Annotated in this window: 23 protein-coding genes; 10 read left to right on the top strand and 13 right to left on the bottom strand. The window is 65.4% G+C overall.

Annotation, left to right across the window (positions count from 1 at the left end; genetic code table 11):
- Positions 1–24 precede the first annotated feature (24 nt).
- Positions 25–3,147, top strand: coding sequence for an efflux RND transporter permease subunit (locus FGK64_RS15180; protein ID WP_138864679.1), 3,123 nt, complete (start codon positions 25–27; stop codon positions 3,145–3,147).
- Between the two features lie 51 nt (positions 3,148–3,198).
- Here FGK64_RS15180 and FGK64_RS15185 read toward each other — a convergent pair whose 3' ends face one another.
- From FGK64_RS15185 to FGK64_RS15225, 9 genes are all read right to left on the bottom strand, one after another.
- Positions 3,199–4,875: a thiamine pyrophosphate-binding protein gene (locus tag FGK64_RS15185; RefSeq protein WP_138864680.1), complete on the bottom strand. Its 1,677-nt coding sequence runs from the start codon at positions 4,873–4,875 to the stop codon at positions 3,199–3,201.
- A gap of 72 nt (positions 4,876–4,947) precedes the next feature.
- Complete coding sequence (locus FGK64_RS15190) at positions 4,948–5,925, bottom strand: ornithine cyclodeaminase family protein (RefSeq protein ID WP_138864681.1); 978 nt, start codon at positions 5,923–5,925, stop codon at positions 4,948–4,950.
- On the bottom strand, positions 5,922–6,773 hold the full coding sequence (locus tag FGK64_RS15195) for an alpha/beta fold hydrolase (RefSeq protein WP_138864682.1): 852 nt from the start codon (positions 6,771–6,773) through the stop codon (positions 5,922–5,924). Before FGK64_RS15195 ends, FGK64_RS15190 begins: the two co-directional genes overlap by 4 nt.
- Positions 6,770–8,221 carry a M81 family metallopeptidase gene (locus tag FGK64_RS15200; protein WP_138864683.1) on the bottom strand — a complete coding sequence of 484 codons (1,452 nt, stop codon included), beginning with the start codon at positions 8,219–8,221 and terminating at the stop codon, positions 6,770–6,772. The genes FGK64_RS15195 and FGK64_RS15200 overlap by 4 nt, the downstream gene beginning before the upstream one ends.
- A gap of 6 nt (positions 8,222–8,227) precedes the next feature.
- A complete protein-coding gene (locus FGK64_RS15205; protein WP_246057783.1) occupies positions 8,228–8,773 on the bottom strand; it encodes a TRAP transporter small permease in 546 nt (181 codons plus the stop codon).
- Positions 8,774–8,775: 2 nt separating this feature from the next.
- Positions 8,776–9,756 (bottom strand): TRAP transporter substrate-binding protein, encoded by a 981-nt coding sequence (locus tag FGK64_RS15210; RefSeq protein ID WP_138864684.1) that lies wholly within the window; start codon positions 9,754–9,756, stop codon positions 8,776–8,778.
- Between the two features lie 30 nt (positions 9,757–9,786).
- Entirely contained in the window at positions 9,787–11,073 is a 1,287-nt protein-coding gene (locus FGK64_RS15215) for a TRAP transporter large permease (RefSeq protein ID WP_138864685.1), read from the bottom strand.
- Positions 11,070–12,197, bottom strand: a complete 1,128-nt coding sequence (locus tag FGK64_RS15220; RefSeq protein WP_138864686.1) for an NAD(P)/FAD-dependent oxidoreductase — start codon at positions 12,195–12,197, stop codon at positions 11,070–11,072. The genes FGK64_RS15215 and FGK64_RS15220 overlap by 4 nt, the downstream gene beginning before the upstream one ends.
- Before the next feature lie 156 nt (positions 12,198–12,353).
- Entirely contained in the window at positions 12,354–12,653 is a 300-nt protein-coding gene (locus tag FGK64_RS15225; protein ID WP_138864687.1) for a DUF2218 domain-containing protein, read from the bottom strand.
- A gap of 124 nt (positions 12,654–12,777) precedes the next feature.
- Between FGK64_RS15225 and FGK64_RS15230 the strand changes: the two genes are divergently transcribed.
- The 9 genes from FGK64_RS15230 (at position 12,778) to FGK64_RS22195 (ending at position 21,160) form a co-directional block, all read left to right on the top strand.
- On the top strand, positions 12,778–13,680 hold the full coding sequence (locus tag FGK64_RS15230) for a siderophore ABC transporter substrate-binding protein (RefSeq protein ID WP_138864688.1): 903 nt from the start codon (positions 12,778–12,780) through the stop codon (positions 13,678–13,680).
- A 39-nt stretch (positions 13,681–13,719) separates the two neighbouring features.
- Positions 13,720–14,637, top strand: coding sequence for an ABC transporter permease (locus FGK64_RS15235; RefSeq protein ID WP_138865017.1), 918 nt, complete (start codon positions 13,720–13,722; stop codon positions 14,635–14,637).
- Positions 14,630–15,595 (top strand): iron chelate uptake ABC transporter family permease subunit, encoded by a 966-nt coding sequence (locus tag FGK64_RS15240; RefSeq protein ID WP_138864689.1) that lies wholly within the window; start codon positions 14,630–14,632, stop codon positions 15,593–15,595. The genes FGK64_RS15235 and FGK64_RS15240 overlap by 8 nt, the downstream gene beginning before the upstream one ends.
- Positions 15,592–16,344 carry an iron ABC transporter ATP-binding protein gene (locus tag FGK64_RS15245; protein ID WP_138864690.1) on the top strand — a complete coding sequence of 251 codons (753 nt, stop codon included), beginning with the start codon at positions 15,592–15,594 and terminating at the stop codon, positions 16,342–16,344. The genes FGK64_RS15240 and FGK64_RS15245 overlap by 4 nt, the downstream gene beginning before the upstream one ends.
- Positions 16,345–16,459: 115 nt before the next feature.
- The gene (locus FGK64_RS15250) at positions 16,460–18,403 is read left to right on the top strand and encodes a TonB-dependent receptor domain-containing protein (protein ID WP_138864691.1); all 1,944 of its coding nucleotides are present in this window, start codon (positions 16,460–16,462) and stop codon (positions 18,401–18,403) included.
- 53 nt (positions 18,404–18,456) lie between these two features.
- Positions 18,457–19,425 (top strand): MotA/TolQ/ExbB proton channel family protein, encoded by a 969-nt coding sequence (locus tag FGK64_RS15255; RefSeq protein WP_138864692.1) that lies wholly within the window; start codon positions 18,457–18,459, stop codon positions 19,423–19,425.
- Positions 19,426–19,434: 9 nt separating this feature from the next.
- The gene (locus tag FGK64_RS15260; protein ID WP_138864693.1) at positions 19,435–19,818 is read left to right on the top strand and encodes an ExbD/TolR family protein; all 384 of its coding nucleotides are present in this window, start codon (positions 19,435–19,437) and stop codon (positions 19,816–19,818) included.
- Positions 19,815–20,207, top strand: a complete 393-nt coding sequence (locus tag FGK64_RS15265; protein WP_138864694.1) for a biopolymer transporter ExbD — start codon at positions 19,815–19,817, stop codon at positions 20,205–20,207. The genes FGK64_RS15260 and FGK64_RS15265 overlap by 4 nt, the downstream gene beginning before the upstream one ends.
- Positions 20,204–21,160 carry an energy transducer TonB gene (locus FGK64_RS22195; protein ID WP_171054099.1) on the top strand — a complete coding sequence of 319 codons (957 nt, stop codon included), beginning with the start codon at positions 20,204–20,206 and terminating at the stop codon, positions 21,158–21,160. Before FGK64_RS15265 ends, FGK64_RS22195 begins: the two co-directional genes overlap by 4 nt.
- A gap of 8 nt (positions 21,161–21,168) precedes the next feature.
- On the opposite strand, the gene FGK64_RS15280 is transcribed toward FGK64_RS22195, so the two are convergent.
- The 4 genes from FGK64_RS15280 to dctP all read right to left on the bottom strand — a co-directional run bounded on the left by FGK64_RS15280 (position 21,169) and on the right by dctP (position 26,259).
- Positions 21,169–23,250 carry an ATP-binding protein gene (locus FGK64_RS15280; RefSeq protein ID WP_138864696.1) on the bottom strand — a complete coding sequence of 694 codons (2,082 nt, stop codon included), beginning with the start codon at positions 23,248–23,250 and terminating at the stop codon, positions 21,169–21,171.
- Between the two features lie 205 nt (positions 23,251–23,455).
- Complete coding sequence (locus tag FGK64_RS15285; protein WP_138864697.1) at positions 23,456–24,742, bottom strand: TRAP transporter large permease; 1,287 nt, start codon at positions 24,740–24,742, stop codon at positions 23,456–23,458.
- Complete coding sequence (locus FGK64_RS15290; RefSeq protein ID WP_138864698.1) at positions 24,739–25,266, bottom strand: TRAP transporter small permease; 528 nt, start codon at positions 25,264–25,266, stop codon at positions 24,739–24,741. Before FGK64_RS15290 ends, FGK64_RS15285 begins: the two co-directional genes overlap by 4 nt.
- A 6-nt stretch (positions 25,267–25,272) precedes the next feature.
- Positions 25,273–26,259 carry a TRAP transporter substrate-binding protein DctP gene (gene dctP / locus FGK64_RS15295; protein ID WP_138864699.1) on the bottom strand — a complete coding sequence of 329 codons (987 nt, stop codon included), beginning with the start codon at positions 26,257–26,259 and terminating at the stop codon, positions 25,273–25,275.
- Between the last annotated feature and the right edge of the window lie 5 nt (positions 26,260–26,264).

A 26,264-nucleotide genomic window follows, 5' to 3' on the forward strand; every position in this document is an offset into this window, starting at 1 on the left:
CCGCCTGACTGACAGGAGCCTTGAATGGCACGTTTCTTCATTGACCGCCCCGTGTTCGCCTGGGTGATCTCGATCTTCATCATGGGCGTTGGCCTGCTGTCGATCTACACGCTGCCCGTGGCACAATACCCCGAAATCGCGCCGCCGTCGGTCCAGGTGTCGGCCACCTATCCCGGTGCATCGGCGGAAACGGTGTCAAACACCGTGACGCAGGTGATCGAACAGCAGATGACCGGGCTGGACGGGATGCGCTACATGTCGTCCAGTTCCTCGGCCAACGGCAGCGCAAGCATCACGCTCACGTTTGAATCGGGTACCGATGCCGACGTGGCGCAGGTGCAGGTGCAGAACAAGCTGGCACAGGCGACCTCGCTTTTGCCGGAATCGGTGCAGCGGCAAGGCGTGCGGGTGCAGAAATCCTCCTCGGGGTTCTTCATGGTGATCGCGCTGATCTCGGAAGACGGGCGCCTGGAACAGACCGACCTTGCCGACTACATGAGCACCAACCTCGTGGACGAGTTCAGCCGCATCGAAGGCGTGGGCAACGTGCAGGTGTTCGGCGCGAAATACGCCATGCGCATCTGGCTCGACCCGTCGAAGCTGGCCGCCTACAACATGACGCCCTCGGATGTGGTGGGTGCGGTTTCGGCGCAGAACGCCCAGATCTCGGCGGGCGCTTTCGGAACGCTTCCGGCGGTCGACGGGCAGCAGCTGAACGCCACCATCACAGCGCAATCGTTGCTGACCACACCGGACGATTTCCGCAACATCGTGCTGCGGTCGGAAACCGATGGCGGGCTGGTGCTGTTGCAGGATGTGGCCCGGGTGGAAATCGGGGCCGAGAACTATTCGACCATCGCGCGGTTCAACGGCAATCCGGCTTCGGGCATGGCGCTGCAGCTGGCCGCCGATGCCAATGCGCTGGATACGGCGGAGCGAGTCAAAGAGCGGATCGCCGAATTCGCGGAGTTTTTCCCGGAAGGCGTGGTTTACACCATTCCCTACGACACCACGCCTTTCGTCGAAATCTCGATTCACGAGGTGCAGAAAACCCTGTTCGAGGCGATCGGTCTGGTGTTCCTCGTGATGCTGCTGTTCCTGCAGAACCTGCGGGCCACGATCATTCCCACGCTGGCCGTTCCGGTCGTTATCCTGGGCACCTTCGCGATCCTGTCGCTGGCGGGCTTTACCATCAACACGCTGACAATGCTGGCCATGGTTCTGGCCATCGGTTTGCTGGTCGATGACGCCATCGTCGTGGTGGAAAACGTCGAACGCATCATGGAGGAAGAGGGGCTTTCCCCGCGCGAGGCGACGCGCAAATCCATGGGGCAGATCACCGGCGCGCTGATCGGTATTGCTCTGGTGCTGTCGGCGGTGTTCGTGCCGATGGCCTTCTTCGGCGGCTCGACCGGGGCGATCTATCGGCAGTTTTCCATCACCATCGTTTCGGCCATGGCACTGTCGGTGGTGGTGGCGCTGACGCTGACGCCCGCGCTCTGCGCCACACTGCTGAAGCACAAATCGCATGGCGCATCGACCAAGGGGCTGTCGGGGCTGTTCAACCGGGGCTTCAATGGCGCGACCCGGGGCTATGCCGGGACGGTTGGCTATGTGGTGCGCCGCCCGCTGCGCATTCTGCTGATCTATCTGGCGATGGGCGGCGGCATGGCGTGGCTGTTCACGCAGACGCCGACGGGGTTCCTCCCCGAGGAAGACCAGGGAACTTTGCTGACACTGGTTCAGGCGCCCACCGGCGCCACGGCCGAGCGCACGCTGGAATCGATCAAGAAGATCGAAAACCACTTTCTGGAAACCGAGGGCGAAAACGTGAATTCGATGTTCGGCGTCGTCGGGTTTTCCTTTGGCGGCTCGGGGCAGAACATGGGGCTGGCCTTTGTGCGGCTGAACGACTGGGCCGAACGTACCCGCCCGGACCAAAGCGTGCAGGCGGTTGCGGGGCGGGCCTTTGGCGCGTTGTCGCAGATCCGCGACGCGATGGTGTTTCCGCTGGTGCCGCCCGCGGTGCCAAGCCTTGGCAACGTCGCCGGGTTCGACATGTACCTGCAGGCGGTGGGCGGGCAGACCCACGAACAACTGCTGGCCGCGCGCAACCAGTTGCTCGGGATGGCGGCGCAAAGCCCGCTGATCGCCTCGGCCCGGCCGTCGGGTCTGGAAGATGCCGCGCAGTTCAAGCTGAACATCGACTGGCGCGCCGCCGGGGCAATGGGTGTGTCGCCCTCGGACGTGGGCAATACGCTGTCGATTGCCTGGGCCGGCACCTATGTGAACGACTTCAACGACAATGGCCGGATCAAGCGGGTCTATGTGCAAGGCGAACCCGATGCCCGTTCCACGCCGTCTGATATGTCGAAATGGCGCGTGCGCAACGCGACTGGAGAGCTGGTGCCGTTTGCCAACTTCACGACCGAGGAATGGGTGCAGGGGCCGCAGGGTCTGACGCGGTACAACGGTATCCCCTCGATGCAGCTTCAGGGTTCGCCCGCGCCGGGGGTGTCCTCGGGCGATGCGATGGCCGAAATGGAACGTCTGGTCAGCCAGCTGCCGCCCGGCTTCTCGGTGGCGTGGACGGGGCTGTCACTGGAGGAACGTCAATCCAGCGGGCAGGCACCGATGCTGTACGCGATGTCGCTGGCGGCGATCTTTCTGTGCCTTGCCGCGCTGTACGAAAGCTGGGCGATCCCCTTCTCGGTGATGCTGGCGATGCCGATCGGGGTGTTGGGCACCATGTTCGCGGCCTGGCAGTTCGGGTTCGAGAACGGTGTGTTCTTCCAGGTCGGCCTGCTGACGGTGATCGGACTGACCGGCAAGAACGCGATCCTGATCGTGGAATTCGCGCGCGAGCGGGTCGAAGACGGGCTTGGTATCTTCGAAGCCGTGGTCGATGCCGCGCGCCTGCGCTTCCGCCCGATCATCATGACCTCGATGGCGTTTACGCTGGGTGTGCTGCCGCTGGTGCTGTCCTCTGGCGCGGGCTCGGGCGGGCGCAAGGCGGTGGGCGTGGCCGTGATGGGTGGCACGATCACCGGCACGGTGCTGGGCGTGATTTTCGTGCCGCTGTTCTTCGCCGTGGTGTTCCGCGTCTTCGTGCGCAAGAAGAAACCGGCGGCGTCTGAAACCGCCTGATCGGCACAGCAGTTAAAATGAAAAACGGCGCCCTTGGGCGCCGTTTTGTTGTTATGCCTGATTGGACTGCGCCGCCTGCCGGATCGCAGACAGCGACCGGTCAACGGTCAGCGCCTCGGGGTCGGTGAGGCAGTGGATGATGGCGGGCAGGCCCGACTCGCTTGCCCGCTGGAAGGCAGCGGCGAAATCTTCGGTTCGCTCTACCCGTTCGCCGTGGCCGCCAAAGGCGCGGGCGTAGGCGGCGAAATCGGGGTTGCGCAGGTCGGTCGCCACGACGCGGCCCGGGTATTCGCGTTCCTGGTGCATTCGGATGGTGCCGTACATGCCGTTGTCGACGATCACCACCACGATGGGCAGGTCGTATTGCACGGCCGTCGCGAATTCCTGCCCGTGCATCATGAAACAGCCATCACCGGCAAAGGCCACCACGCGGCGCCCGGGGTGCAGCCGCGCCGCGCCCACGGCCGCGGGCACGCCGTATCCCATGCTGCCCGAGGTCGGCGCCAGCTGGGTCGCGAAGTCGCGGAAGTTGTAGAACCGATGCACCCATGTCGCGTAATTCCCCGCGCCGTTGCAGATGATCGCATCGGCGGGCAGCACTTCGTTCAGGTGGCCCATGGCGGTTGCCATGTTGAAGTTGCCCGGAGGCGGGGCGGGGGGTGCCTGCCGCGCGCGGAAGGCGGCGTTCAGCGGCGCGATCAGCGCGGAACGGTCCGGTGCCGCGTCGGTGGTGTCATCCAGCATTGCCGTCAGGAATTGCGGCGGGGCGCAGTTGATGCCGATTTCCGGCTGGTACACGCGGCCGATTTCCTCGATCCCCGGGTGGACGTGGATCAGCCTTTGCCGCGGTGTCGGGATATCCAGCAGCGTATACCCCTGGCTTGGCATTTCTGACATGCGCCCGCCCAGCAGCAGGATCAGGTCGGCGTTTTTCGCGTAGTCGACAAGCGCAGGATCAGCACCCAGCCCCATGTCACCGGCAAAATTGGCGTGATCGCGCGGGAACAGCGTTTGCCGCCGGAACGACACTGCCACCGGCAGGCTGTGACGTTCGGACAGCGCGGTCAGGTCGGCGACCGCCTCGGGCGTCCAGCGCGCGCCACCCGCGATGACCAGCGGGCGTTTCGCTTCTGCCAGTGCCTTGACCACATCGGCAACGTCCTCGGTTGACGGCGCGGGCGCGGCGACGCGATAGGCGCGGGCATCGGCGCAGGCGGCGGCCTCGGTCAGCATGTCCTCGGGCAAGGCGACGACCACGGGGCCGGGACGGCCGCTGGTGGCGACATGGAACGCGCGCGAGACGACCTCGGGGATGCGGGCGGGATCGTCGATTTCAACGGCCCATTTCGCCAGCGTGCCAAATACGGCGCGATAATCGACCTCCTGGAACGCCTCGCGCCCGCGCATGTCGCGCCCGATCTGGCCGACGAACAGGATCATCGGCGTCGAATCCTGCTGAGCGATGTGCACGCCCGCGCTGGCATTGGTGGCGCCGGGGCCTCGGGTGACAAAGCAGATGCCGGGCTGACCGGTCAGCTTGCCCTGCGCCTCGGCCATCATCGCGGCGCCCCCTTCCTGACGGCAGATCGTGATCTCGACCGCGCTGTCATGCAGCGCGTCCAGCACCGCCAGATAGCTTTCACCGGGCACGCAAAACGCCTGTTTCACCCCGTGGATGGCCAGTTGGTCCGCCAGTATCTGGCCGCCGGTGCGCAAGTTCGTCGTCATGAGGATGCCCTTTTTCGCTTTGCGCGCGAATTCACCCGGTTTCCCCGGCAATGTCACCCCGCAAAACGAAGGTTACAGCGTGACGGATTGCCCGATGCCCGCCTTTTGCGCGCCATGCAGCACATGCTGCGCCGCTGCCAGGTCCTGCGCGGCCACGCCAAGCGAGCGGTAGGCAGTAAAGGCATCCCCGTCGCGCGGACCGGGGGCGGTTCCATCCAGCAGCGCGCCGATTTCGCCGCGCAGGTGGTCCTGCGTGATCGTGCCCGCGCCGATCATCTCGACGATCTCTCCGGCCTGCGCCAGCGTCGAGGGCAGGTAATCGACCCAGATCGCCGCGCGGGTGACAAAGGCGTCATCGACCTCGCGCATCGAGGGGATGGAGGATCCGACCACGTTCACATGGCACTCCGCTGGCACCCAATCGCCCATCAGGATCGGCGTCGGCGCGGCGGTGACGGTGCAGATGATCTGCGCGTCGGACACGGCGGCGCGGATGTCGGTGGTCGGCGCGAATGCAAGCCCGGTGTGTTTCGCAGCTGCCTGATCGCAGAAGGCGCGCGCCTTGTCTGCATCGCGCCCGGCGACGGTGACATGGGTGATAGGGCGCACGGCGCACATTGCATCCAGATGGTGTTCCGCCTGTTCGCCATAACCCAGAATGGTCAGCCGTTCCGCCCCCGCAGGCGCAAGCGCGCGGGTGGCCACGGCGCTGGCGGCGGCGGTGCGGATCGCGGTCAGCAGGCTGGCATCCATCATCGCGGTGGCGGCCCCGGTGTCGGATTCGAACAGCACATAGGCCCCGCGATGCGACGACAGCCCGCGCGCGGGATTGCCGGGAAACAGCGAAATCAGCTTGATCCCGAAACAGGCCGGGTCGGACATGGCGCCGGGCATCACGCCCATGCGGTTGCCCCCGCCCACATCGACAATCGAGCGCAACGGCAGTTCCGCTCCCCGGGCCGAGACCACGCGCATGGCGGCATCGATCACCTCGATGGCCTCACTCATCGGCAGCAGTCGGGCCACATCGGCTTCGGTCAGGACGATCACAGCACGCGCTCTGCGTCTTCGCCCCAGTCGGGGCCGGTCACGTCAAGGCCCATGACCTGTTCCAGCAGGGCGGTATAATCCGCCGGGCGCGCGACATAGGGGAAATGCCCGCCCGAGGTAAAGCGATAGGCGACCGAAGGCGCCAGCCGCGCGCGCACGGCGGCGCGCATCTCCGGCGGGATCAGTGGATCGTCGTCGGCCTCGATTGTCACGATCCGGTCTGACGGCAGGCCGGGCGCTGGCAGCTCGGGTCCCAGCTTGATGCCTTTCAGACGCGAGCGCAGTTCGGCCTCGGGGATGCGGCCGCCGACCTCCATCAGCAGCAGGTCGACAAGATCGGATTGATCGGGATGCATCGCACGCCAGCCGTTCAGCCCGGTCTGAAACCCGGCGCGCAAGTCGTCAATCGGCGCGCCATCCAGATCCAGCGCATAGGGCATCCGCTGATCGGCGCCGATCACCGAATGCAGCGTGTTCGCGGCGACCAGCCGGTCCACCCGCTCGGGCGCGACCCCGGCAATATACTGCGCAAGGTAGCCGCCCAGCGACGACCCCAGCACCGTGGCGCTGGCGATGCCAAGGTGATCCATCAGCGCGAGGATGTCGCCCGCCCAATCCGCCACGCCGCCCGTGGTGGGATAGGTGGTGGCGACGATCCGCACGCGCGTTTTCAACGCGTCGATCTGTTGCCAGAAAATATCGGCCCTGCCCAGCGTGCCCGGGATCAGCAGCAGCACCGGCCCTTGGCCTACGTCGATATAGCCCCAGTCGCGCCCGTTCAGGGCAATCCGCGATTCAGGATGGCGGGTGGCGAATTCGTCACGGGCAGCAATCAGGGGATTGGTCATGCAAAGGGATCCACTTGCGCGGGCCAGTAATCGCGGCCGCGCCGGGTGTAGGGGATGTTGGCGTAATCCGGCGTGATTGCGCCCGGCGTGGCCACCGGGATCACGCGGGTGGCGATGGGGTCGAACCCGGCCTTGTAGTGGTTCGAGGATTTCACGCAGACGATCTTGCGCTGGCTCAGGTCGATGCCAAGCTGGGTGAACGCCTCGGGGTGGAAGGTCTGACCGCGAATGTCGTTCAACACGATGTCGACGCCATTGCATTCGACCCAGACGGCATTGCCCACAGGCGCGGGCAGCTTGCCGAAATGCTGGATCAGGTCGCTGGCGCATTTCCTGACGGTCACGGTGAGATCAAGCGGATCGCCCGACATCGGCCCATGCTTGCCCCCGATGCGCAGCGGCAGCGTTGCGCCTTCGCCGGCCTCGCGGCAGATACGCACCGCACCCGGATCATAGAACAGCCCCGTCGCGACCGAGGTGATGCCGCGCTCAAGGATGCGGCGCAGCAGGAAGGTGGCATCGGCCGGGGCCCCGCCACCGGCGTTGTCGGACACGTCGCCCAGCACGACCGGCCCCGAGGGTTCGGCCAGCGCCATGTCCAGCGCAGCGTCGATTTCGGGGTTGTCGATCCACAGGTCATGGCGCAGCGCGAACAGCGCCTTTCCCAGCCGCTGCGCCTCGGCCTGCGCCTGTTCGGCATCGCCATCGCAGATCGCCAGCGCGCGTGCGCCGACGCGGGGGTGGTCGCCCCATGGAAAGCTGTGCGCCAAGGACAGCGACAGCACGCCGTCCTTCCCCTCGCGCGCCATCATGTCATCGACATAGCCGCGCATCGCGCCCTGCGGCGTAGGCATGGCCAGAATCATGCGGCAATCGTAATCGGCCATAACAGGCTTGATCCGGCCTTCGGCGGCGTCGCGGGCCAGGCGGAACATATCCTCGGCCCGTTCGGGCACGTCGACATGGGGATATTCCTTGAACGCAATCAGCAGGTCGGCCTTGTCGATCATCTGTTCGGTCAGAAAACAATGCGGGTCCAGCAGCCCTCCGATCACCGCATCCGGCGCAATCGCGCGCAGGTGGGCGATCAGGTCGCCTTCGCAATCGTCATAGCCATCGGCCATCATCGCGCCATGCAGCGCCAGCAGGATCACGTCGGCGCCGCCGGTTGCCTTCAGGTCTGCCACGATTTCGTCGCGGAACCCTTCGTAGACCGATTTGACCGTCAGCCCGGCGGGTTGGGCATGGGCCGACAGGCTTTCCACCACCTCCCACTCCAGCGCCTCGGCCCGCTCGCGCCAGATGAAGAGCGGCCCGGTCCAGTAATGCTGCACGTCCTGCGTGGCATCGCCGTGATGGATCGAGCCTTCGGCAAAGCTGAGCATCCCGGTGGGCAGCGGGGAAAAGGAATTGGTTTCGGTCGACAGACCGGCGATGAACAGCTTCATGCCTTATCAGCCTTCGGATTTCAGGGGCGAAACGGGCATTTGCCCCGACAGGCGCGTGGCGGTTTCCGACAGCGCGTGGATGATGATGATGACAAAGGCCAGCGGCACCGCGACGGTGAACCAGATCATCGGAACGTCCAGCATTTCGGCCTGACGCATCGCGCTGCGGCCCAGAAAACCGCGGGCGATGTTCATGCGCCCGTCGAACAGCGAAAACCAGATGACCGGCGCGGAAAACAGGATCACCCCGACCAGACGCACCAGCGCCAGCGCGTTTCCAGCGGCGCCCGTGACATCGCGGGCCTTGGGAAACAGAACAGGGTCGGCCTGCGCGCGAAACGCGCAGGACGCCCCCAGCATCCCCGCCCAGACCATGGCGCGGCGCGCCAGTTCTTCGGTCCAGATGGGCGGGGCATTCAGGGCATAGCGGGCAATCACCTGCCAGCCGGCAGAAAAGACCATCACCAGAACGGCGGCCACCGCTCCGATCAGGGCAAGCCGGAACAGGAACAGCGACAGCGCATCCAGCGGTCTGGCAAGTGTGCCCATCATGATTAGTTGCCCTTTGCCGCTTCCCACTCGGCGATCTGCTCTTTCGAGATCAGGTCGCTTTCGTAGGCCACTTGCGAGGCTTCGCGGAATTCGGCGCGGGCTTCGTCGCTCAGTTCGACCACGGCAACACCGGCTTCTTCCAGCTTGGCGATCACGCCGTCCTGGCCTTTCAGCCACTCACGGTTGGCCGCATCCGCCGCTTTCACGGCATCGTCCACGATGGCGCGGTCTTCGTCCGACAGGCCCTGATACCAGTCTTCCGACGCAATCGCGATCCGCAGCGAGGGGGTGATATTGGCGGTCGTGAAGTGCTTGATGAAATCGGTGTGACCGAACAGCAGCGGCACGAAGGACGGGTTCAGATAGCCATCTGCCACGCCGGTTTGCAGCGCGTTCGGCACTTCGGCCCAGCTGACGATGGTGCCCGAGGCGCCCCATGCTTCGTACAGCGCGATCTGGCTTTCATCCAGCGCGCGCATCCGCAGGCCTTCCATATCGGCCACCGAGGTCACCGGCTTCTTGGTGTTGAAGATGCCAAGATCAGGCCCGACGGAATCAACCGCCAGAACGCGCACGCCTTCGGGCGTGGTGGCCGCGTTGATCTTTTCCAGCATGCCGCCTTCGTAGAGCGCGCGGTCCACTTCTTCCATGCTCTCGAAGAAATAGGGCAGGCGCATCCCGTAGATCAGCTTGTCGATCGACCCGACGATGCCCAGCGGCGACATCGACACCTCGAGCAGGCCCTGGCTGACCTGGTCGAACAGTTCGTCATCGCCGCCCAGCGCGCCGCGCTGGTATTCCTCGGCTTCAAGCCCATGTTCGTTCAGGTAGGTGGAAAAGGCGTTGGCCCAGACATAGCTGCCCGATCCTTCCAAATCGGCCGGGCTGTCCAGCGCGATCTTGATTTCGGCCTGCGCGGCGGCGGCCGCAAGGCTCATGGCGACGGCGGCAGCCGCGCCTTTGACGATGTTAGACAGGTTCATGGTACACTCCTTGTCGGTCGGTTTGTTATGTTATCCTCCGGCAAAGCCGAAGTATTGTGGCAGGAACAGGCTGATCTGCGGAAAGGCGATCAGGATGCCCAGAACGACGATTTCCACCAGCACGAAGGGCAGGATGGCGCGCGCCAGAGTCCAGTAGCTGACCCCGGTCACGGCCGAAACCACCAGCAGGCAGCCGCCCATTGGCGGTGACACCAGCCCGATGCACAGGTTGAAACACAGCACGATGCCAAGGTGGACCGGATCGGCCCCGTTGGCCAGCGCGACCGGTGCCAGCAGCGGCACCAGCAAGGCCAGCGCAACAGGAATGTCCAGCACCATGCCGGCGACAATGAAGATCACGTTCAGCACCAGCATATAGCCGACCGGACCAAGCCCCAGCGAGGTGACGGCGGCCGAGATCGATTCCGGCAGGCGTTCCAGCGCGCCAAGGTGGCCCAGCGCCGAAACCGCGCAGATGATGATGAAGATCGACCCCGAGAGCATCGCCGTGCGTTGCAGGCTTTCGGCGATGCCACGCAGCGTCAGGCCCGAATAGAACCAGCCCGCACCCATCGCGACGAAAACGGCGACGGCGGCGGCTTCGGTCGGGGTCATCCAACCCAGAACGATACCGCCGAGGATGATGATTGGCAGCGACAGCGCCGGAAGCGAGCGTGCGATGGTCGGCAGCAACGGCGGCATATCCTCGCGCTCGACGCGGGGGTGCTGTTGGCGCGCGGCATAGATCGCGTTCAGCGCGATCAGCGCGGCGGCCAGCAGCAGGCCCGGCAGGATGCCCGCAAGGAACAGCGCCGTGACCGATGTACCCATCAGTGCGCCATAGAAGATCAGGATGATCGAGGGCGGCACGATCGGCCCGATAATCGACGAGGCGGCGGTGATCGTGCTGGCATAGGTCAGCGTGTACCCGCGCCGCTGCATTTCCGGCACCAGCGTGTTCGACAGCGCCGCCGCATCGGCAACCGCTGACCCCGAGATGCCCGCGAAGAATACCGAGGTCAGCACGTTCACATGGCCAAGGCCCCCGCGCAACCGGCCCACCATTGCCATCGACAGGTTGATCAGCGCGGCGGTGATACCGCCCCGGTTCATCAACTCGCCCGCCAGGATGAACAGCGGCATCGCCATCAGCGCAAAGACGTCGATTTTCGAGAAGATCTGCTGCGGCAGGATCGCCAGATAGCGGGTGTGATCCATGGCAACATAGGCCAGAACCGCGGAACCGCCGATCACATAGGCAATCGCAAGCCCTGACAACAGCAGGACAAGGGCGGCAATGGGGACAAGGGCAATCATGCGGCGGCGTCCTTCCGGCTGAGCGTTAGCGCACCGGCATTCACGCCATGCGCGGCGATATCGGCGGGCACATCCTGGTGCCGGATCAGCGCGGCGGCGGTGCGCGCCAGCGCGGGGGCGGTCTGGATGCCGTATCCCCCCTGACCGGCCAGCCAGAAAAAGCCCGGTGCCTGGGCGTCGTAAGTCGCCAGCGGGTCGCCATCGGGCAGGAAGCTGCGCAAGCCCGCCCATTTGTGTTCGATTCGCCGCACCGGCAGGTCCAGCGCCGTTGTCACCCGGTCGATGCAGATCGCCACGTCCATTTCCTCGGGCTGGGCGTCGCAGGGGGCCGAGGGCGTGGCATCGGCGGGCGACATCAGCAGCTTGCCTGCGTCCGGTTTGACATAGAATTCCTCGTCCGCGTCGACCACCATCGGCCAGGCGTCGGGCACCATACCGGCGGGCGGTGCGACGATCATCGCAGTCCGGCGTTTCGGGGTCAGCCCCACGGGTGACACCCCGGCCAGACTGGCGATTTCATCGGCCCAGGCCCCGGCAGCGTTCACCACCGTCGCGGCGGAATAGGTGGCACCCGAGGTTGTCACCGTCCAACTGTCGCCCGATTGCGCCAGCCCGGTGACCTCGGCCTTTGTCGCGATCTCGCCGCCATTGGCGCGCAGGGTTTTCAGGTAATGCTGGTGCAGCGAGGCGACCTCGATATCGGCGGCACTGGTGTCTTCCAGCGCGGCCACGATATGCCCGGGCCGCAGCAGCGGAAGGCGGGCGACGGCCTCTTCGGCGCTGATCGGGGTGACGGCATCGCCCAGTTCTTCGGCCAGATGTTTCAACTGACCAAGCTGATCCTCACGCGCGATGAACAGCGTCCCGCGCGGGGCCAGCAGCGGATGATCGACATATTCGTGCGAGGAAGCGTTGAAAAAATCCTGCGAGGCGCGGCTGAGGGCACGGATCACAGGCGGGCCATAGGTGACAGTGAACAGTGCCGCCGAGCGGCCCGTGGTGTGATAGCCGGGTTGCGATTCCCGTTCCAGCAGCAGAACGCGCTGGTCGTTCGACAGTTCGGCCGCAACCGATGCGCCCGCGATTCCTGCCCCGATTACGATCACGTCATAGGTGTTGGCCATGTGTCCCCCGGCTGTCGTTTCCCGGGACGCTAGCACCGATTTTCCCATCGGAAAAGATTTTCATTTTCCGATGGGAAAAAAAGAAGACGGGCGGCGCGGAAACAGGCATTTCACTATACAGTGTACAACAAACGCCTGTCTGCGTCTATTGCCCGATCATGCCACCGGGGCCGGTTGCGACCAGGTCAGCCGTTCAAAGTCTTCGCGGAAGGCAAAGCGTTTCAGGTGGTCTTCGATAATGAACCGGGCGCGGGTCATGCCGTCATCTGCCTCGGCGGTGACGGTCACCGTCAGCCCCTGCGCATCCGCCTGCATCGTGGCCGGGCCGGGGGGCAGGGCGGCGCGGCCCGACGTCTCGTCATAGCTGACGTCGACCTTGTGGGCGAAGTGCTTGCAAAGTTGGACGATGTACTTCGCCCCGTTGGGCGTTTCAAAGCGGGCTGTAGAGCTAATCATCTCTGATATCCTTATTTCTGATATAAATAGTAAGTTATTTTCTTGACCTCCCTTCCGCAAGGTCCTAACCGAGCCACGCCGCCGTCTGCCGCCGCCACGGCCAGAGACGCGAGGGGATTTTGCGATGTTTTCAAGGATTTGTTTCGCTGTTGCCGCAGGGCTGATGTGCGCGGGTGCAGGTCTGGCCGATCCAGTGCATGTCGAAACCGCGACCGGCCCGGTCACGCTGGACGCCACGCCCAAGCGGATCGTCGCGCTGGACGTGGCCGCCATCGACACGCTGTCGGCGCTGGGCGTGCCGCTGGTCGGAGTGGTGGCGCCGCTATATGTCGCGCCGCTTGCGGACCAGGTTGCAGGCATTCCGGTGGTGGGCACGCTGTTCGAAGCGGATTTTGAAAAGATCGCCGTGGCCCAGCCCGAGGTGATTGTCCTAGGTGGCCGCTCGGTCGCGCAGGCGCGGCCCTTGGCCGGACTCGCGCCGGTGCTGGATATGTCGATCGGCCCGGATGCGGTGGGCGATGCGCTGGCGCGGTTGGCGGCCTATGGGGCGATGACCGGCCATGCGGAACAGGCCGAGGCCCAGGCCGTGGCCTTGCGAGCCAAGCTCGACATCGCCCGCGCGCGGGTCGACGGGCAGGGCAGTGCGCTGATCCTGATGACGAACGGGCCGAAGCTGTCGGTCTTCGGGCGCGGCAGCCGGTTCGGCTGGTTGCACAGCCGTCTTGGTTGGCCCGAAGCGGTCGAGGATATCGCGGCCTCTCCGCACGGAGAGCCGGTGTCGTTCGAATACCTGGCCGAGGCGAACCCCGACTGGCTGATCGTGATCGACCGGGGGCAGGCGGTCAGCGGCGGGTCCGACAGCGCGCGCGCCACGCTTGACAACGATTTGATGCGCGGCGTCGCGGCGGTGCAGGCGGGGCAGGTTCTGTATCTTGATCCGGCCGATATTTACGTTGCCGCTGGAGGCGTTGGAGCGATGGGTCGCACGCTGGATCAGATCATCGACGCGCTGCCCCCGGCGCCGTGATCCGCCGTGCGCCCCGTTCCCCTGCTTACCGCGCTTCTGATGGCGCTGGCTGCCCTCTCGCTGTTCACGGGCGTGTCAAACCTGACGCCGCGCGCTGTCTTCACTGACCCTGAGGCCACGCGGCTGCTTCTGATCAGCCGGGTGCCGCGCACGCTTGCCGCGCTTTTGGCAGGCTGCGCGCTGGCCGTGTCGGGGCAGATCATGCAGATGCTGGCGCGCAACCGTTTCGTTGAACCGATGACGGCAGGCGCCGGGCAAAGCGCCGCGCTGGGTGTGCTGCTGGCCACGATCCTGCTGCCGGGCGAGCCGATCTGGGCCAAGATGGGGTTGGCTGCCGGGGCCGCGCTGGCGGGCAGCGCCGGTCTGATGGCGCTGATCCGGCCTTTGCCGCCGACCCAGCCTTTACTGGTGCCGCTGGTCGCGCTGGTCTACGGCGGCATGATCGGTGCGGCGGTCACCTTCGTCGCCTATCAGGGCGACCTGCTGCAATATGTCGAGGTCTGGCTGACCGGAGAGCTGTCGGGCGTGCTGAAAGGCCGGTACGAGCTGCTGTGGCTGGCGGGCGCCACCGCCGCCGCCACATGGGTGATTGCCGACCGCGTGACGCTTCTGGCGCTGGGCGATGCGGCGGCGCGGGGGCTGGGGCTGAACGTGACGGTGGTCACCGCCGCCGGGCTGGCCGCGATTTCCCTGTCGACGGCGCTGGTGGTGGTCACGCTGGGGGCGATCCCCTTCGTGGGTCTTGTGGTGCCCAACCTTGTCGCGCGCCACACGGGCGACAACCTGCGCGCCGCGCTGCCGCTGACGGCGCTGACCGGGGCGGCGCTGGTGCTGGCCGCCGACATCGCCGCCCGCGTCATCCGCCAGCCGTTCGAGATTCCGGTCGCTGCAATCACCGGCATTTTGGGCAGCATGCCGTTCCTTCTGCTGCTGTACCGGGGGCGGGCGCGTGTCTAGCCGGCTGCTTGCTCTGCTGGCGCTGCTGATCCTGTCGGCGGCGGGGTTCCTGTTCTTGGGGGCCGAGGGGCCGTGGGCCTTCCTGCTGCCGTTCCGGGGCGCCAAGCTGGGGGCACTGATGCTGGTCGGGGCCTGCATCGCCACGGCAACGGTGATGTTCCAGACCGTTACGGCCAACCGCATCCTGACGCCTTCGGTCCTTGGGTTTGATGCGCTTTATGTGCTGGTGCTGACGGTCTTTGTGCATGGGCTGGGCGCGCAGGCGGCGGGGCTGGTGGCGACTCCGGCCATGTTTGTCATCAACCTTGTGGTGATGACGGCGCTTGGGCTGGGGCTGTTCGCGCTGCTGCTGCGGCTCGGCTCGGGCGAGATGCTGAAACTGGTGCTGACCGGCATCGTCATCGGCATCGCGATCCGGTCGTTCACGGGCTTTCTGCAACGCATGATCGACCCGGCCGAATTCCAGCTGGTGCAGGCGGGCAGCTTTGCGCGCTTCACCTATGTCGATCCGCTTATGCTGGGCATTGGCGCGCTGGTCGCGGTTCCGGCGCTGGCGCTGGCGTGGCGGCTGCGGTTCAAGCTGGATGTGCTGGCGCTGGGCCCCACGGCCGCCACCGGATTGGGAGAGCCGCCGCGCCGGGTTCAGATGCAGGCGCTGGTGCTGATCTGCGTGCTGATCGCGGTTGCGACCTCACTCGCCGGGCCTTTGGTGGCCGGGTCGTCGGGGCCGTCCAACTTTTTCGGGCTGGTGGTGGCCGCGCTGGCCCATATCGCCACGCCCAGCCCGCGCCACGCGATCCTTATGCCCTCGGCCGCGCTGATCGGCGGCTGCATCCTGATTGGCGGGCAGACCATCATGGAACGGGTGCTGCATCTTGCGACGCCGCTTCCTGTGGTGATCGAGCTGCTGGGTGGGCTGCTGTTTCTGACGCTTCTGCTGAAAAGGCGTGCCGCATGATTTCCATTCGCAACCTTTCTCACGTCATCGACGGGCGGCCCATCCTGCATGACATCACACTTGATCTGCCACGCGGCGGCATCACCGCGCTGATCGGGCCGAACGGTGCGGGGAAATCGACGCTGCTGTCGCTGATCGCGCGGCTGACCCGCATCCAGCAGGGGCAGATCACGGTGGACGATCTGACCGTCGGCGCCAGTTCCGACCGCGATCTGGCGCAGCGGCTGGCGATCATGCCGCAACAGGCCAATGTTTCGGCCCGCTTGCGGGTGGGTGAATTGGTGGCGATGGGCCGCTATCCGTGGAACCGGGGCCGCCCCGGTTATGAGGACCGCGCGCAGGTTGCCGAATCGCTTGCGAAATTCGGTCTAACCCAATTGGCCGATCGGTTCCTGGATCAAATCTCGGGCGGGCAGCGGCAATCGGCGCTGGCGGCGATGGCCCACGCGCAGGGCACCGATTACCTGTTGCTGGACGAGCCGTTGAACAACCTTGATATTTCCGCTGCGCGCGGGTTGATGCGCCTGCTGCGTGATATGGCGGATGCCGAGGGCAAGAGCATCCTGATCGTTCTGCATGACATCAACTATGCCGCCGCCTATGCCGACCGGATCGTGGCGATGGCGAACGGGCGCATCGCGGCCGATGGCGCGCCTGATGGGGTCCTGACGCCGCAGCTGATGCGCGATGTTTTCTCAAGTGATGCAGACATCATCCGCGTCAACGGTCGCCCCGTGGTTGTCGTATAATCTGCGGCGGCTTTCTTGACTATTTTAGTCGCCTTAAGTAGGTGGCAAGAAACGCAAGCACGCCCGACCCGGCCCCGCCAGCGAAAAACCTGAGAAATAACGGGACACGGGACATATGAAACTTTCTTCCACGGCATGTCTGATGGCGTGGGCCGCAACCTTCGCGGCCACCACGGCCATGGCGCAAACGATCGAGCTGGATCCGATCCGGGTCGAGGCCGAGCAGGCGCAAGAGGCGCTGGGCAACACAGAAGTCAGCCAGGAAGAGATCGAGGCGCGCAACCCCTCGACCGTGGCGGATGTGTTTGCCGGGGAATCTGAAATCACGGTCAGCGGTGGCGCGGCCATCGCGCAGAAGGTGCTGGTTCACGGGATCGAGGAAAGCCTGCTGGCCGTCACCATCGACGGCGCGCGGCAGAACAAATCGGCCTTTCACCACACCGGCAACGTGCTGATCGACCCTGCGCTGCTGAAGCGGGTCGAGGTATCGTCGGGGATTGCGCCCGCCGATGCCGGCCCCGGCGCGCTGGCCGGCACCATCGCTTACGAGACCAAAGATGCCCGTGACCTGCTGGAGCCGGGCGATACCTTTGGCGGGCTGGCGACGACAAGCTATGGCAGCAACGGCAACGATTTTCGCCGTGGTCTGACGCTGTTCGGGGGCGTGGGCGGTTATGAATGGCTGCTGAGTGGCACCAAGACCAGCGGCAACGACTACAAGGACGGCGACGGCAATGTCGTGCAGGGGACTGAGGCCGATGTCACCGCGGTGTCGGGGAAATTCGCCTATACCACCGACACCGGCAAGCGGTTCGAATTCAGCGCCGAACAGGTGAAGGACACCGGCCGCCGCGCGATGCAGGCGGGCCCCGGCGGGTTGTTCTTTGCGCGTCCGGACTTCGCCGGCGTGGTCGGGCGGCCCAGCGTCTACCGCGAGGCGCTGTCGCGGCGGCGGTCGTTCACCTTCAACTACACGGACGAGGCCGATGACGGCGGGTTTTCCCCCGATGTCCAGCTGACCTGGAACGAACAGTATATCGAGGCCGGCGGCGCCGTGGGCACCAACGACAGCCTCAGCGGCAAGGTCGAGAACGAATTCCAGCTGGGCATGGGCACGCTGACCGCCGGGGTAGATTTCTTTCATGACACCGCGACGGGCGAAGGCGCGCTGAACACCGGCTCGCCCGAAGAAAAGCTGTCGAACCTCGGGCTGTACGCCCAGATGCGGCAGGATCTGAACAGCCGCGTGTCGCTGTCCTATGGCGCGCGGGTTGACAGCCAGCGGCTGACACTGGCCGACGGGCAGACGTTTTCCGACACCGGTGTCAGCGTGAACGCGCAGGCCGACGTGATCCTGTCGTCCAGCCTGACGATGAACATCGGCGCGGCCTACAGCTGGGGCGGATACGAACTGTCCGAGGCGTCACTGATCAACCTGGGCGGCGCCTGGACCTATGGCACGCCCAAGGCCTCGACCTCGACCAGCGCGCGGATCGGCCTGCGCTGGGATCAGGGGCCCTGGGCCGTGACCGGCGCGCTGTTCTACACCAAGGTGCGCGACGTGAACGACGTGCTGACCGCCGCCCGCACCTTGTCGGATCTGACAACGCGGGGCTTTGACGGCTCGGTCGGGTATTACGGCGATCGTGGGTTCGTGCGGATGAACCTGACCTATGCGGATGTCGAACTGTCCAACGTGGCCATCGGGTCCACCGCCTATTACGCGGGCCGTCCGGTGGGCAAGATGATCGGCCTGGAAGGCGCGTATGAGGTTTCACCGCAATGGCGGGTCGGCGGCACGGCGGAAATTGCGCTGACCAACAATGACACCGCCGGGGTGGGCGGCATGACCGCGCTGCCCGGTTACGAGGTGGTGAACCTCTATGCCGCCTTCACGCCGCGCCAGAACGAAAACGTCGAGGTTCGGTTGGACGTGCGCAACCTGTTCGACGAAACCTATGCCGCGCGCGGATCGGACGGGATCGGCAACCCGACCCGTATCGTGGCGCTGAATGAAAGCGGGCGCACCATCGCCCTGATCGCATCACTGAAATTCTAACCACCGGCACCCAGCCGGGGCGCAGGCCCCGCCAGGCAGCAGGAGACAATGACATGACCGCAACGACCAAAACGACACGGATTGCCTGTGCGATGGCACTTGTTCTGACCTGGCATAGCGTGGCGTCGGCGCAATCGGCACCTTCGGCCCCTGCGGTTCCCGAAGCGCCCACGGTGAGTGCGGCACCAGAGGCGCCTGCCACGTCGCGCCCGGCGGATGCGGCGGGTCTGGGCGTGGCCGAGCCTTTGGCCAGCGCCCCGGCAGAGGCCGAAGCCGCGCCCGCGGCCGTGGCCGAACCAGCGGCCGAGCCCGTCACCGTTGAACCTGCCACCCCGGCCCAGACCGCGCAGGCAGCGGTAACACGGGCGCAGGGGTTCCTGGCCGATGGCGGCCCTAGCATCTGGGCGATTGCGGCGCTGTCGGTCATCACGGTTGCGCTGATCCTGTGGAAGATATGGCGCTTCGTTCTGGCGGGCGCGTGGTCGCGCCGCGCCTCGGCGCGCGCGGTCGATGAATGGGAAGCGGGCCGGCACGAGGCCGCGCTGGCGATGGTGTCGTCCCGCAAGGGGTTGCGCAGCCGCATGACGGCGGCCGCCATGCGCGCGCGGCTGACCCTGCCCGAACCCGCCGCGCGCGAGGAAACCGCCCGTGTCGCCAGCCGCCTTCTGGCAAGCCAGGGCGGCGGGTTGCGCGCGCTTGAACTGATCGCGACCATCGCGCCGCTGCTGGGCCTGCTGGGCACCGTGCTGGGCATGATCGCGGCATTCCAAGCGCTGCAAGAGGCGGGCAACCGCGCCGATCCGGCCCTGCTGGCCGGCGGCATCTGGGAGGCGCTGCTGACCACCGCCGCAGGCATGGCGGTGGCGATCCCGGCGTCGATCGGGCTGACATGGGCCGACTCTGTGATCGACCGGGTGCGCGGTGACATGCAGGATTTGGCGGCGCGCATCTTCGTGGCCGCGCAGGGCCGCGACACCGCGCTGCCGGAACAGGACGACGTACGCAGCCTGGCCGCCGAGTGAGCGCCAGACATGCTGTTGGACAACGCTCCGCGCCGGGCGCGCCGCCGCCCCAGCCTGACGCCCATGATCGACGTGGTGTTCCTTTTGCTGGTGTTCTTCATGCTGGCCTCGCGCTTTGGGCTGGACGCGGCGCTGCGCCTGCCGCTGGCCTCGGGCGGGGGCACGGCCTATGACGGGCCCCCGCGCCTTGTGTCGGTCGCGCCCGAGACGCTGGCGCTGAACGGCCAGCCGGTGGCGATTGACGCGCTGGCCGCGCGGCTGGCACAGCTGACGCAGGCGCCCGGTGACATCATCGTGCTGCGCCCGGCAGATGGCGCGACGCTGCAACGGGTGGTCGCCGTGGCCGATGCGCTGCGGCAGGCCGGGTTTGCCCGCGTGGTGCTGATCGAATGACCCCCGGTTTCGACATTCCGCCGCGCCGCGCGCAGGGCGAATCCATCGTGCCGATGATCAACGTGGTGTTTTTGCTGCTGATCTTCTTTCTGATGACATCTCAGCTGACCCCGCCCGAGCCGATTCCGGCCAGCCCGCCGGTGTCGCGCGATGGCACCGCGGTGGAGGCTGCGCCGGTGCTCTACATGGGCGCCGATGGCACGCTGGGGTTCCAGGATGCCCGCGCCGAGGCGGCCGTTGCCGCCTTTGCCGAGGCAGCGAGGGGCAATGAGGGAGAGGCGCAACTGCGCGCCGATGCGGGCGCGGATGCCGCTGCCGTTGCGCGGCTGATGCGCGATCTGTCGGCGCAGGGCCTGCCCGCCATCGCACTTGTGGTGGCACCGGAATGAAGCGGATCGTTGAAACCGGCGCGTTCTTTGGCCTGGCCGTCGCGCTGCACCTTGCGGTGTTGGCGCGGATCGACCGGTCCGACGGGGCCGATGCAGGCGGTCAGGCGGGCGATTCGATGGTGTCGGTCATGGCGTCTTCGGCCAGTGTCGAGGCGATGGTCGCCGAGTGGGAGCGCCCGCCAGAGACCGCGACCGCTCCGGTCGATACGCCGCCGCCGCCCGAGGTGCCGCAAGAGGCTCCGCCGCCGCGCATGGCCGCGCCGGATTTGGCGGTGAACCAGTCGGCGGCTGTTGTCCTGCCGGGGCTGACCGATCAGGCCGATGTGCCCGCCCAGATCGACCTGAGCGTGCCGCCACCGCCCGAACCAGAGCCAGAACCAGAACCAGAACCCGAGCCGCAACCTGAACCGGAACCGATGCCCGAGCCGGTGACGCAATTGGATGCCGAGGGTCGGCCCAAGGTTTCGCGCCGTCCGCCGCCGCAGGTGCCCGAAAACATCGACCTGCCGGACCGCCCCGAGCCAGCGCCGGACCCCGCGCCCCGTGTCGCGCGCGAACGCTCGGCCCCCTCGACGGCGTCCCAAGGCCAAACCGCCGCAGGAACAGGTGGCAGTACGCAGGCTGGCACCTCGGGCGCGAGCAGCGTGAAAACGATGAGCAACTCTCAGATCACGCGGGCGATCACCGTCTGGGGCGGACAGATCCGCAGCCGGATCGAACGCCAGAAACGGTTCCCGCGCAATGTACGCGGCAGCGGGCGGGTGGTGGTGCGGATCACCGTCACGCCCGATGGCCGCGTCGCGGGCGCCTCGATCGCACGGTCTTCCGGAACAGCGGCTTTCGATCAGGCCGCGATGCAGGCGGTGTCCCGGTCAGGGCGTTTGCCGCGCGCGCCGCAAGGGCTGACCGACCAAAATTATACCTTCAGCCTGCCGATGGATTTCACCCGCTAAGGGCGGGATCAGGCCGCGAGGGACTGCTGCACCGGTGCGGGTTTGGTAACCTTTGGCGCCTCGGCGTGGGGCAGGGTAAAGATGAACTGGCTGCCCTTGCCCAACTCGCTGGTCGCGTGGATCGTGCCACCGTGCAGGTTGACGATCTTGCGGGCGATCGACAGGCCAAGGCCGAAGCCCTTGTGCGCGCGCCCCTGCGGGCCCTGCACCTGCTCGAACCGTTCGAACACGCGATCGACCTGCTCGGGCGGGATGCCGCAGCCGGTATCTTCGACCGTGAAGACGGTGAAGCCGTCGCGATCCTCGACCTTGACCAGCACGCCGCCGGTGTCAGTGAATTTCACCGCGTTGCCGACCAGATTATACAGCACCTGCTTGATGCGCGACTGATCGGCCAGGACATGCCCGGCATTTCCATGACACACCAAATCAAGGCCCTTCTTGCGCGCCAGCGGGCGCAGCTCGTCCACGGTTTCGCGGGCGATGTCGCGGGCGGGGTGCGATTCGATGTTCAGTGTCAGGTTGCCGCTTTCGATACGGGTCAGATCAAGCAGATCGTTGACCATGGCCAGCATGTGGCTGGCGGAATTGTCGATTTTGTTGCCAAGCTTCACGACATGCTGCGCCGCCATCTGGGCAAGGCTGCGCGCCTTGGTCAGATCGACCTCGTCGCTTTTCAGGATCGAGGCCAGCTTTTGCAGTGGCGCCTGTTCGCTTTCGTTCGACAGGAAGGCGGCATAGCCCATGATGACGGTCAGCGGGGTGCGCAGATCGTGGGTGACATTCGACAGGAATTCGCTTTTGGTCTGGTTCGCCTTCTCGGCGGCCAGTTGGGCATTCTTCTGATGCGTCACGTCCGACCGGATGCCGACGCTGTAGCCATCGGGTGTGCGCGCGTCCGAGCTTTTCAGCCACCGGCCGTCGGACATGCGTTGCAACGTCGTCTGCCCAGCGTCGCGTGCGGCAAGGCGCTCGGCGATCCACTCCTCTTCGCGGCCGATCGCATCTTCGAATTCACCATCCCGGACGCCTAGGCGCAGCAGCGTTTCAAACTTGGTGCCCACGCGGATTTCATCCTCTGAGCGGTTCCAGTAGGTCAGGAATTTCTCGTTATACATCACGACACGATCGTTGCTGTCGTAAAGGATGAACCCTTCGTCGAGCGCGTCGATGGCATGCATCAGAATGTTGTGCGAGGCGGCCTGTTGCATGGTCGACCGGCGGATCAGCATCAGCGCCGTCAGCAACAGGCCGGTCACAAACAGCCCGCCTGTGAGCAGAATAATCAGATTGGGCGATTGCGCGCGCCAGCCGCCGGTCGGCAATGCGCCGATCTGCCAGTTGTCGCCCACCGCCGACAGCGGCAGCACCACCGGATCGGCGTTGAACAGAGCTGCATTTCCGGCAAGGTAGCCGCGTTCGCCGCCACGTCCGTCCATTTCACGCAGGCCGATAGTCAGCGGTGCGGCCTGCGGGTCGGCCCCGCTGAACAGGCCGGACTCTTCGATGACCACGGAAATGACACCCCAGAACCGATCGCCTGTTTTGCCACCGCCATTGGGCACGAATACCGGATAGCGCACGATGAACCCGCGCCCGCCCTGTACAAGGTTGATCGGACCCAGGAAAACGGGCGAGCGTTCGCGGTACGCCCGCGCGATCCCGACGAACTGGTCGGGCAGGTTCCAATATTCGATGCCCAGAACGGCCTCGTTGCCCTTTAGCGGATGGACGTGGTTCACCTTCAGATCGGGCGCAATCGCGATCGAGATGATGTCGGGATATTGCTGGCGCAGGCGGCCGGCGATCTGGTCCACCGCGCGGCGCGAGGTCTCGTCGGGCTCGGCAGAGGCGGTGGCCGCGATCCTGTGCGAGACCAGTTCGATGCTGAACAGTTTTTCGTCCAGGGTCCGGGCGATCAGGTTCAGCTCTCGGGTGACGTTGGCGCGCTGGTTCTGGGTAAAGAACATGTGGTCGCGCTTGATTGCTGCGGCCATGATCGACAGGCAGACAACGGTCGCAATCACTGCGAACCAGATGAACATCCGAGAGATCTCTTTCGGATCCTTTGCCGTCATGTTGAGTGCCATCCCCGATATTCTTGGGCTTGCCCGAAATAAATACGCTGCTTCTGCGGCAACTGTATCAAATCCAGAAATTACTGAATCATAAGGCGGAAATATGGCCAAGCTGTAGCGAGATGTGAATTTTTTCACGCTCTGCGCGTCTTATCCGCAACTGCGCGGGTGCAGGCTCGGGCAAGCGGGAGGGCTGGAAGAGCCCTCCCGAACGCGTCTAGCGGCCGAATCCGGCGGCGACGGGCAGCCAGGTTGCCAGCCCCGGCACTGCGATCAGCAGCGCCAGCCCGGCGATCATGATAACGACGAACGGCGCCGCGCCGCGCACGATCGCCGACAGCGGGGCATCGGTTATGCCCTTGATAACGAACAGGTTCATGCCAACCGGAGGCGTGATCATCGCCAGCTCCAGGTTGATCATCAGCAACACGCCATACCAGATCGGGTCGATCCCAAGGGCCATCATCGTGGGCAGCAGGATCGGCGTCGTGATCAGGATGATGGCAATGGATTCAAGGAACATCCCCAGCACGAAGATCAGCGCCATCACCATCAACAGGAACCCGATGGGCCCAAGTCCCAGCCCCGCCACCGCCTCGGTGACGCCGACGGGCAGGCGGATCAGGGTGATGGCGTGGCCGAACATCGCCGCGCCGGCGATGATCATGAACACCATCATCGAGGTGCGCATGGTCTGCACCGCGCAATGCCACAGATCGCCAAAGCCGAAGTTGCGATAGACCAGAACCGCGACGATCAGCGCGTATAACGACCCGGCGGCGGCAGCCTCTGACGCGGTGAAGACGCCGAAATAGATGCCGCCCATCACGACCGGGGGCGCCAGCAGCGCCCAGATCGAACGACGCAATGCCTGCGTGGCACGGGCCCATCCGGCCCATTCGGGCGCGTCGATGCCCTGGCGCGCGCGCGCCTGGATCATGCACCAGACGGAAAACATCAGCGCAAGCAGCAGCCCCGGCACGATCCCCGCAAGGAACAGCGCGCCGATCGAAGCTTCGGACACGATGGCATAGAGGATCATCGGGCCCGATGGCGGGATGAGAATGCCCAGCGTCCCGCCTGCGGCCACCACGCCCAGCGCGTCCCGCTCGGGATAGCCGAACCGCTTCATCTGGGGGATGGCGCTGGACCCGATCGACAGCGCGGTGGCGACGGAAGACCCTGAAATCGCGGCAAAGATCGTGCAGGCCAGCACCGTGGCCACGCCCAGACCGCCCCGGATATGGCCGATCACGGTGTGCGCAAAGGTATACAGATCGTCGATGACCTTTGCGCGGATCATTACTTGCGCCATGAAGACGAACAGCGGGATCGTCGCAAGGATCGGTTTGTTCAGATGGGCATAGACGGCATCGCCCAGCCCGTCGATGTCCCCCTCGACCAGCAGAAGGATGGTGCTGGCGGTCAGCCCCAGCGCGGCAAAAATCGGGATGCCGGTCAGCAGCAGCAGGATCAGCCCGGCGAAAACGGCAAACAGCATCATTCGGGCAGCCTCCGGATGGTGCGATACAGGCCCAGCGCGGCGGTCAGGAACAGCAGCGCCGATCCGATGGCTACGGGCACCTGCGGTATCCATGTCTGGATTTCGATATAGCCGATGGAATACGACCCGAAGGCCCGGGCAAATTCGATCGAGTCCCAGATCGACAGGCCGACGACCAGCGCGAACCCCATCACGCACAGGTTTGCAAATGCCGCCTGAATACGCCGCCCGCGCGGACCGAGCCGGGATACAATCAGGTCAATCGCGATGTGATCGCCACGCCGCAGCGCCTCGGCCGCACCCAGCATGACCATCGCCACCAGCAGATAGCCCAGCATTTCATCGTTCCATTGCAGCGGCGCGTCCAGCACATAGCGGCGCACCACAGCGGTGGTGATCTGGACCAGCACAACGAGAATCAGCAGCGCGCTCAGCGCCCCGCACACCCGTGTCAGGCCGATCACGACGGCATCGGGGAAAACGGGGGCAGATGCCGCCCCCGTATCATCGTTTTGGCTGTGCATCGCCGCTTACATCTTGCCCAGAAGCTCAAGCAGCTTGGCGCTGTCGGCATCGCCTTCGCCGAACGCCTTGTCGAAGGCGGGGCGCATCACGGCTTCCAGCGCGGCGTTTTCCTCGGGCGTGGCGACATGCACCTTCACACCCTTCTCGCGCAGCTGCTCGGGGCCGGCATTGCCCGCCTCGACCGAGGCTTCGACGGCCCAGCCGGCGGCCTTCAACCCGGCCTCTTTCAGCGCGGCTTTGGATTTATCCGACAGCCCGTCATAAAATTCAGGGTTCAGATAGCCGTGCAGATAGGCCGAGAGCACCGGAACCACGGTAAAGGCGTCCTGCACTTCGTAGTATTTGCGGCTCACGGCGGCGGCAACATCGGTAACTGCGCCGTCAATGACGCCGGTGGCCAGCGCCTGATAAACCTCGGACCCGGGCATCGCCGTGGGGGTCGCGCCCATCGCGGTGAAGGCGGCATCGAACGGCGGGGTCAGGCCGCGAAACTTCAGGCCCTCGAAATCCGAAGGTGCGACCAGCGGCTCACCTTTGGTGGTAAAGACCGAGGTGTTGGTCTGGAACATCCAGACAACGTTCTTCACGCCTTTTTCCAGCAGCTTGTCTTCCAGGAAGGCCGCCGCTTCGGATTCGGGCCATTTGTTCCAGATTTCCACATCGCCAAAAGCGAAGGGCGCGACGGTCACATTCATGATCGGCAGCGTCTTGCCCCACTGGAAGTTCAGCGAGAAGGCGCATTCGATATCGCCCTTTGCGGTGGCGACGATGTTCTCGCGCGCGCCCACAAGGCTGTCGGCGCCGAAGACCTGCACGTCAAGTTCGCCCTCCGACAGGGTTTCCACCTCTGCGGCCCAGCGGTCCACAACCTTGGCGATGTGGTGCGCCGGCGGCAGCTGGTGGCTGCAGCGCATTTCGGTAACCGCCAAGGCGGTGGTGGCGGTGCTGGCCAGAAAGACCGCGCCAAGCGCGGCGGTTGTCAGCTGTTTCATCGTGT

It is taken from the genome of Arenibacterium halophilum (assembly GCF_005938225.1).
In the GTDB taxonomy this organism is placed as follows: Bacteria; Pseudomonadota; Alphaproteobacteria; order Rhodobacterales; family Rhodobacteraceae; genus Arenibacterium; species Arenibacterium halophilum.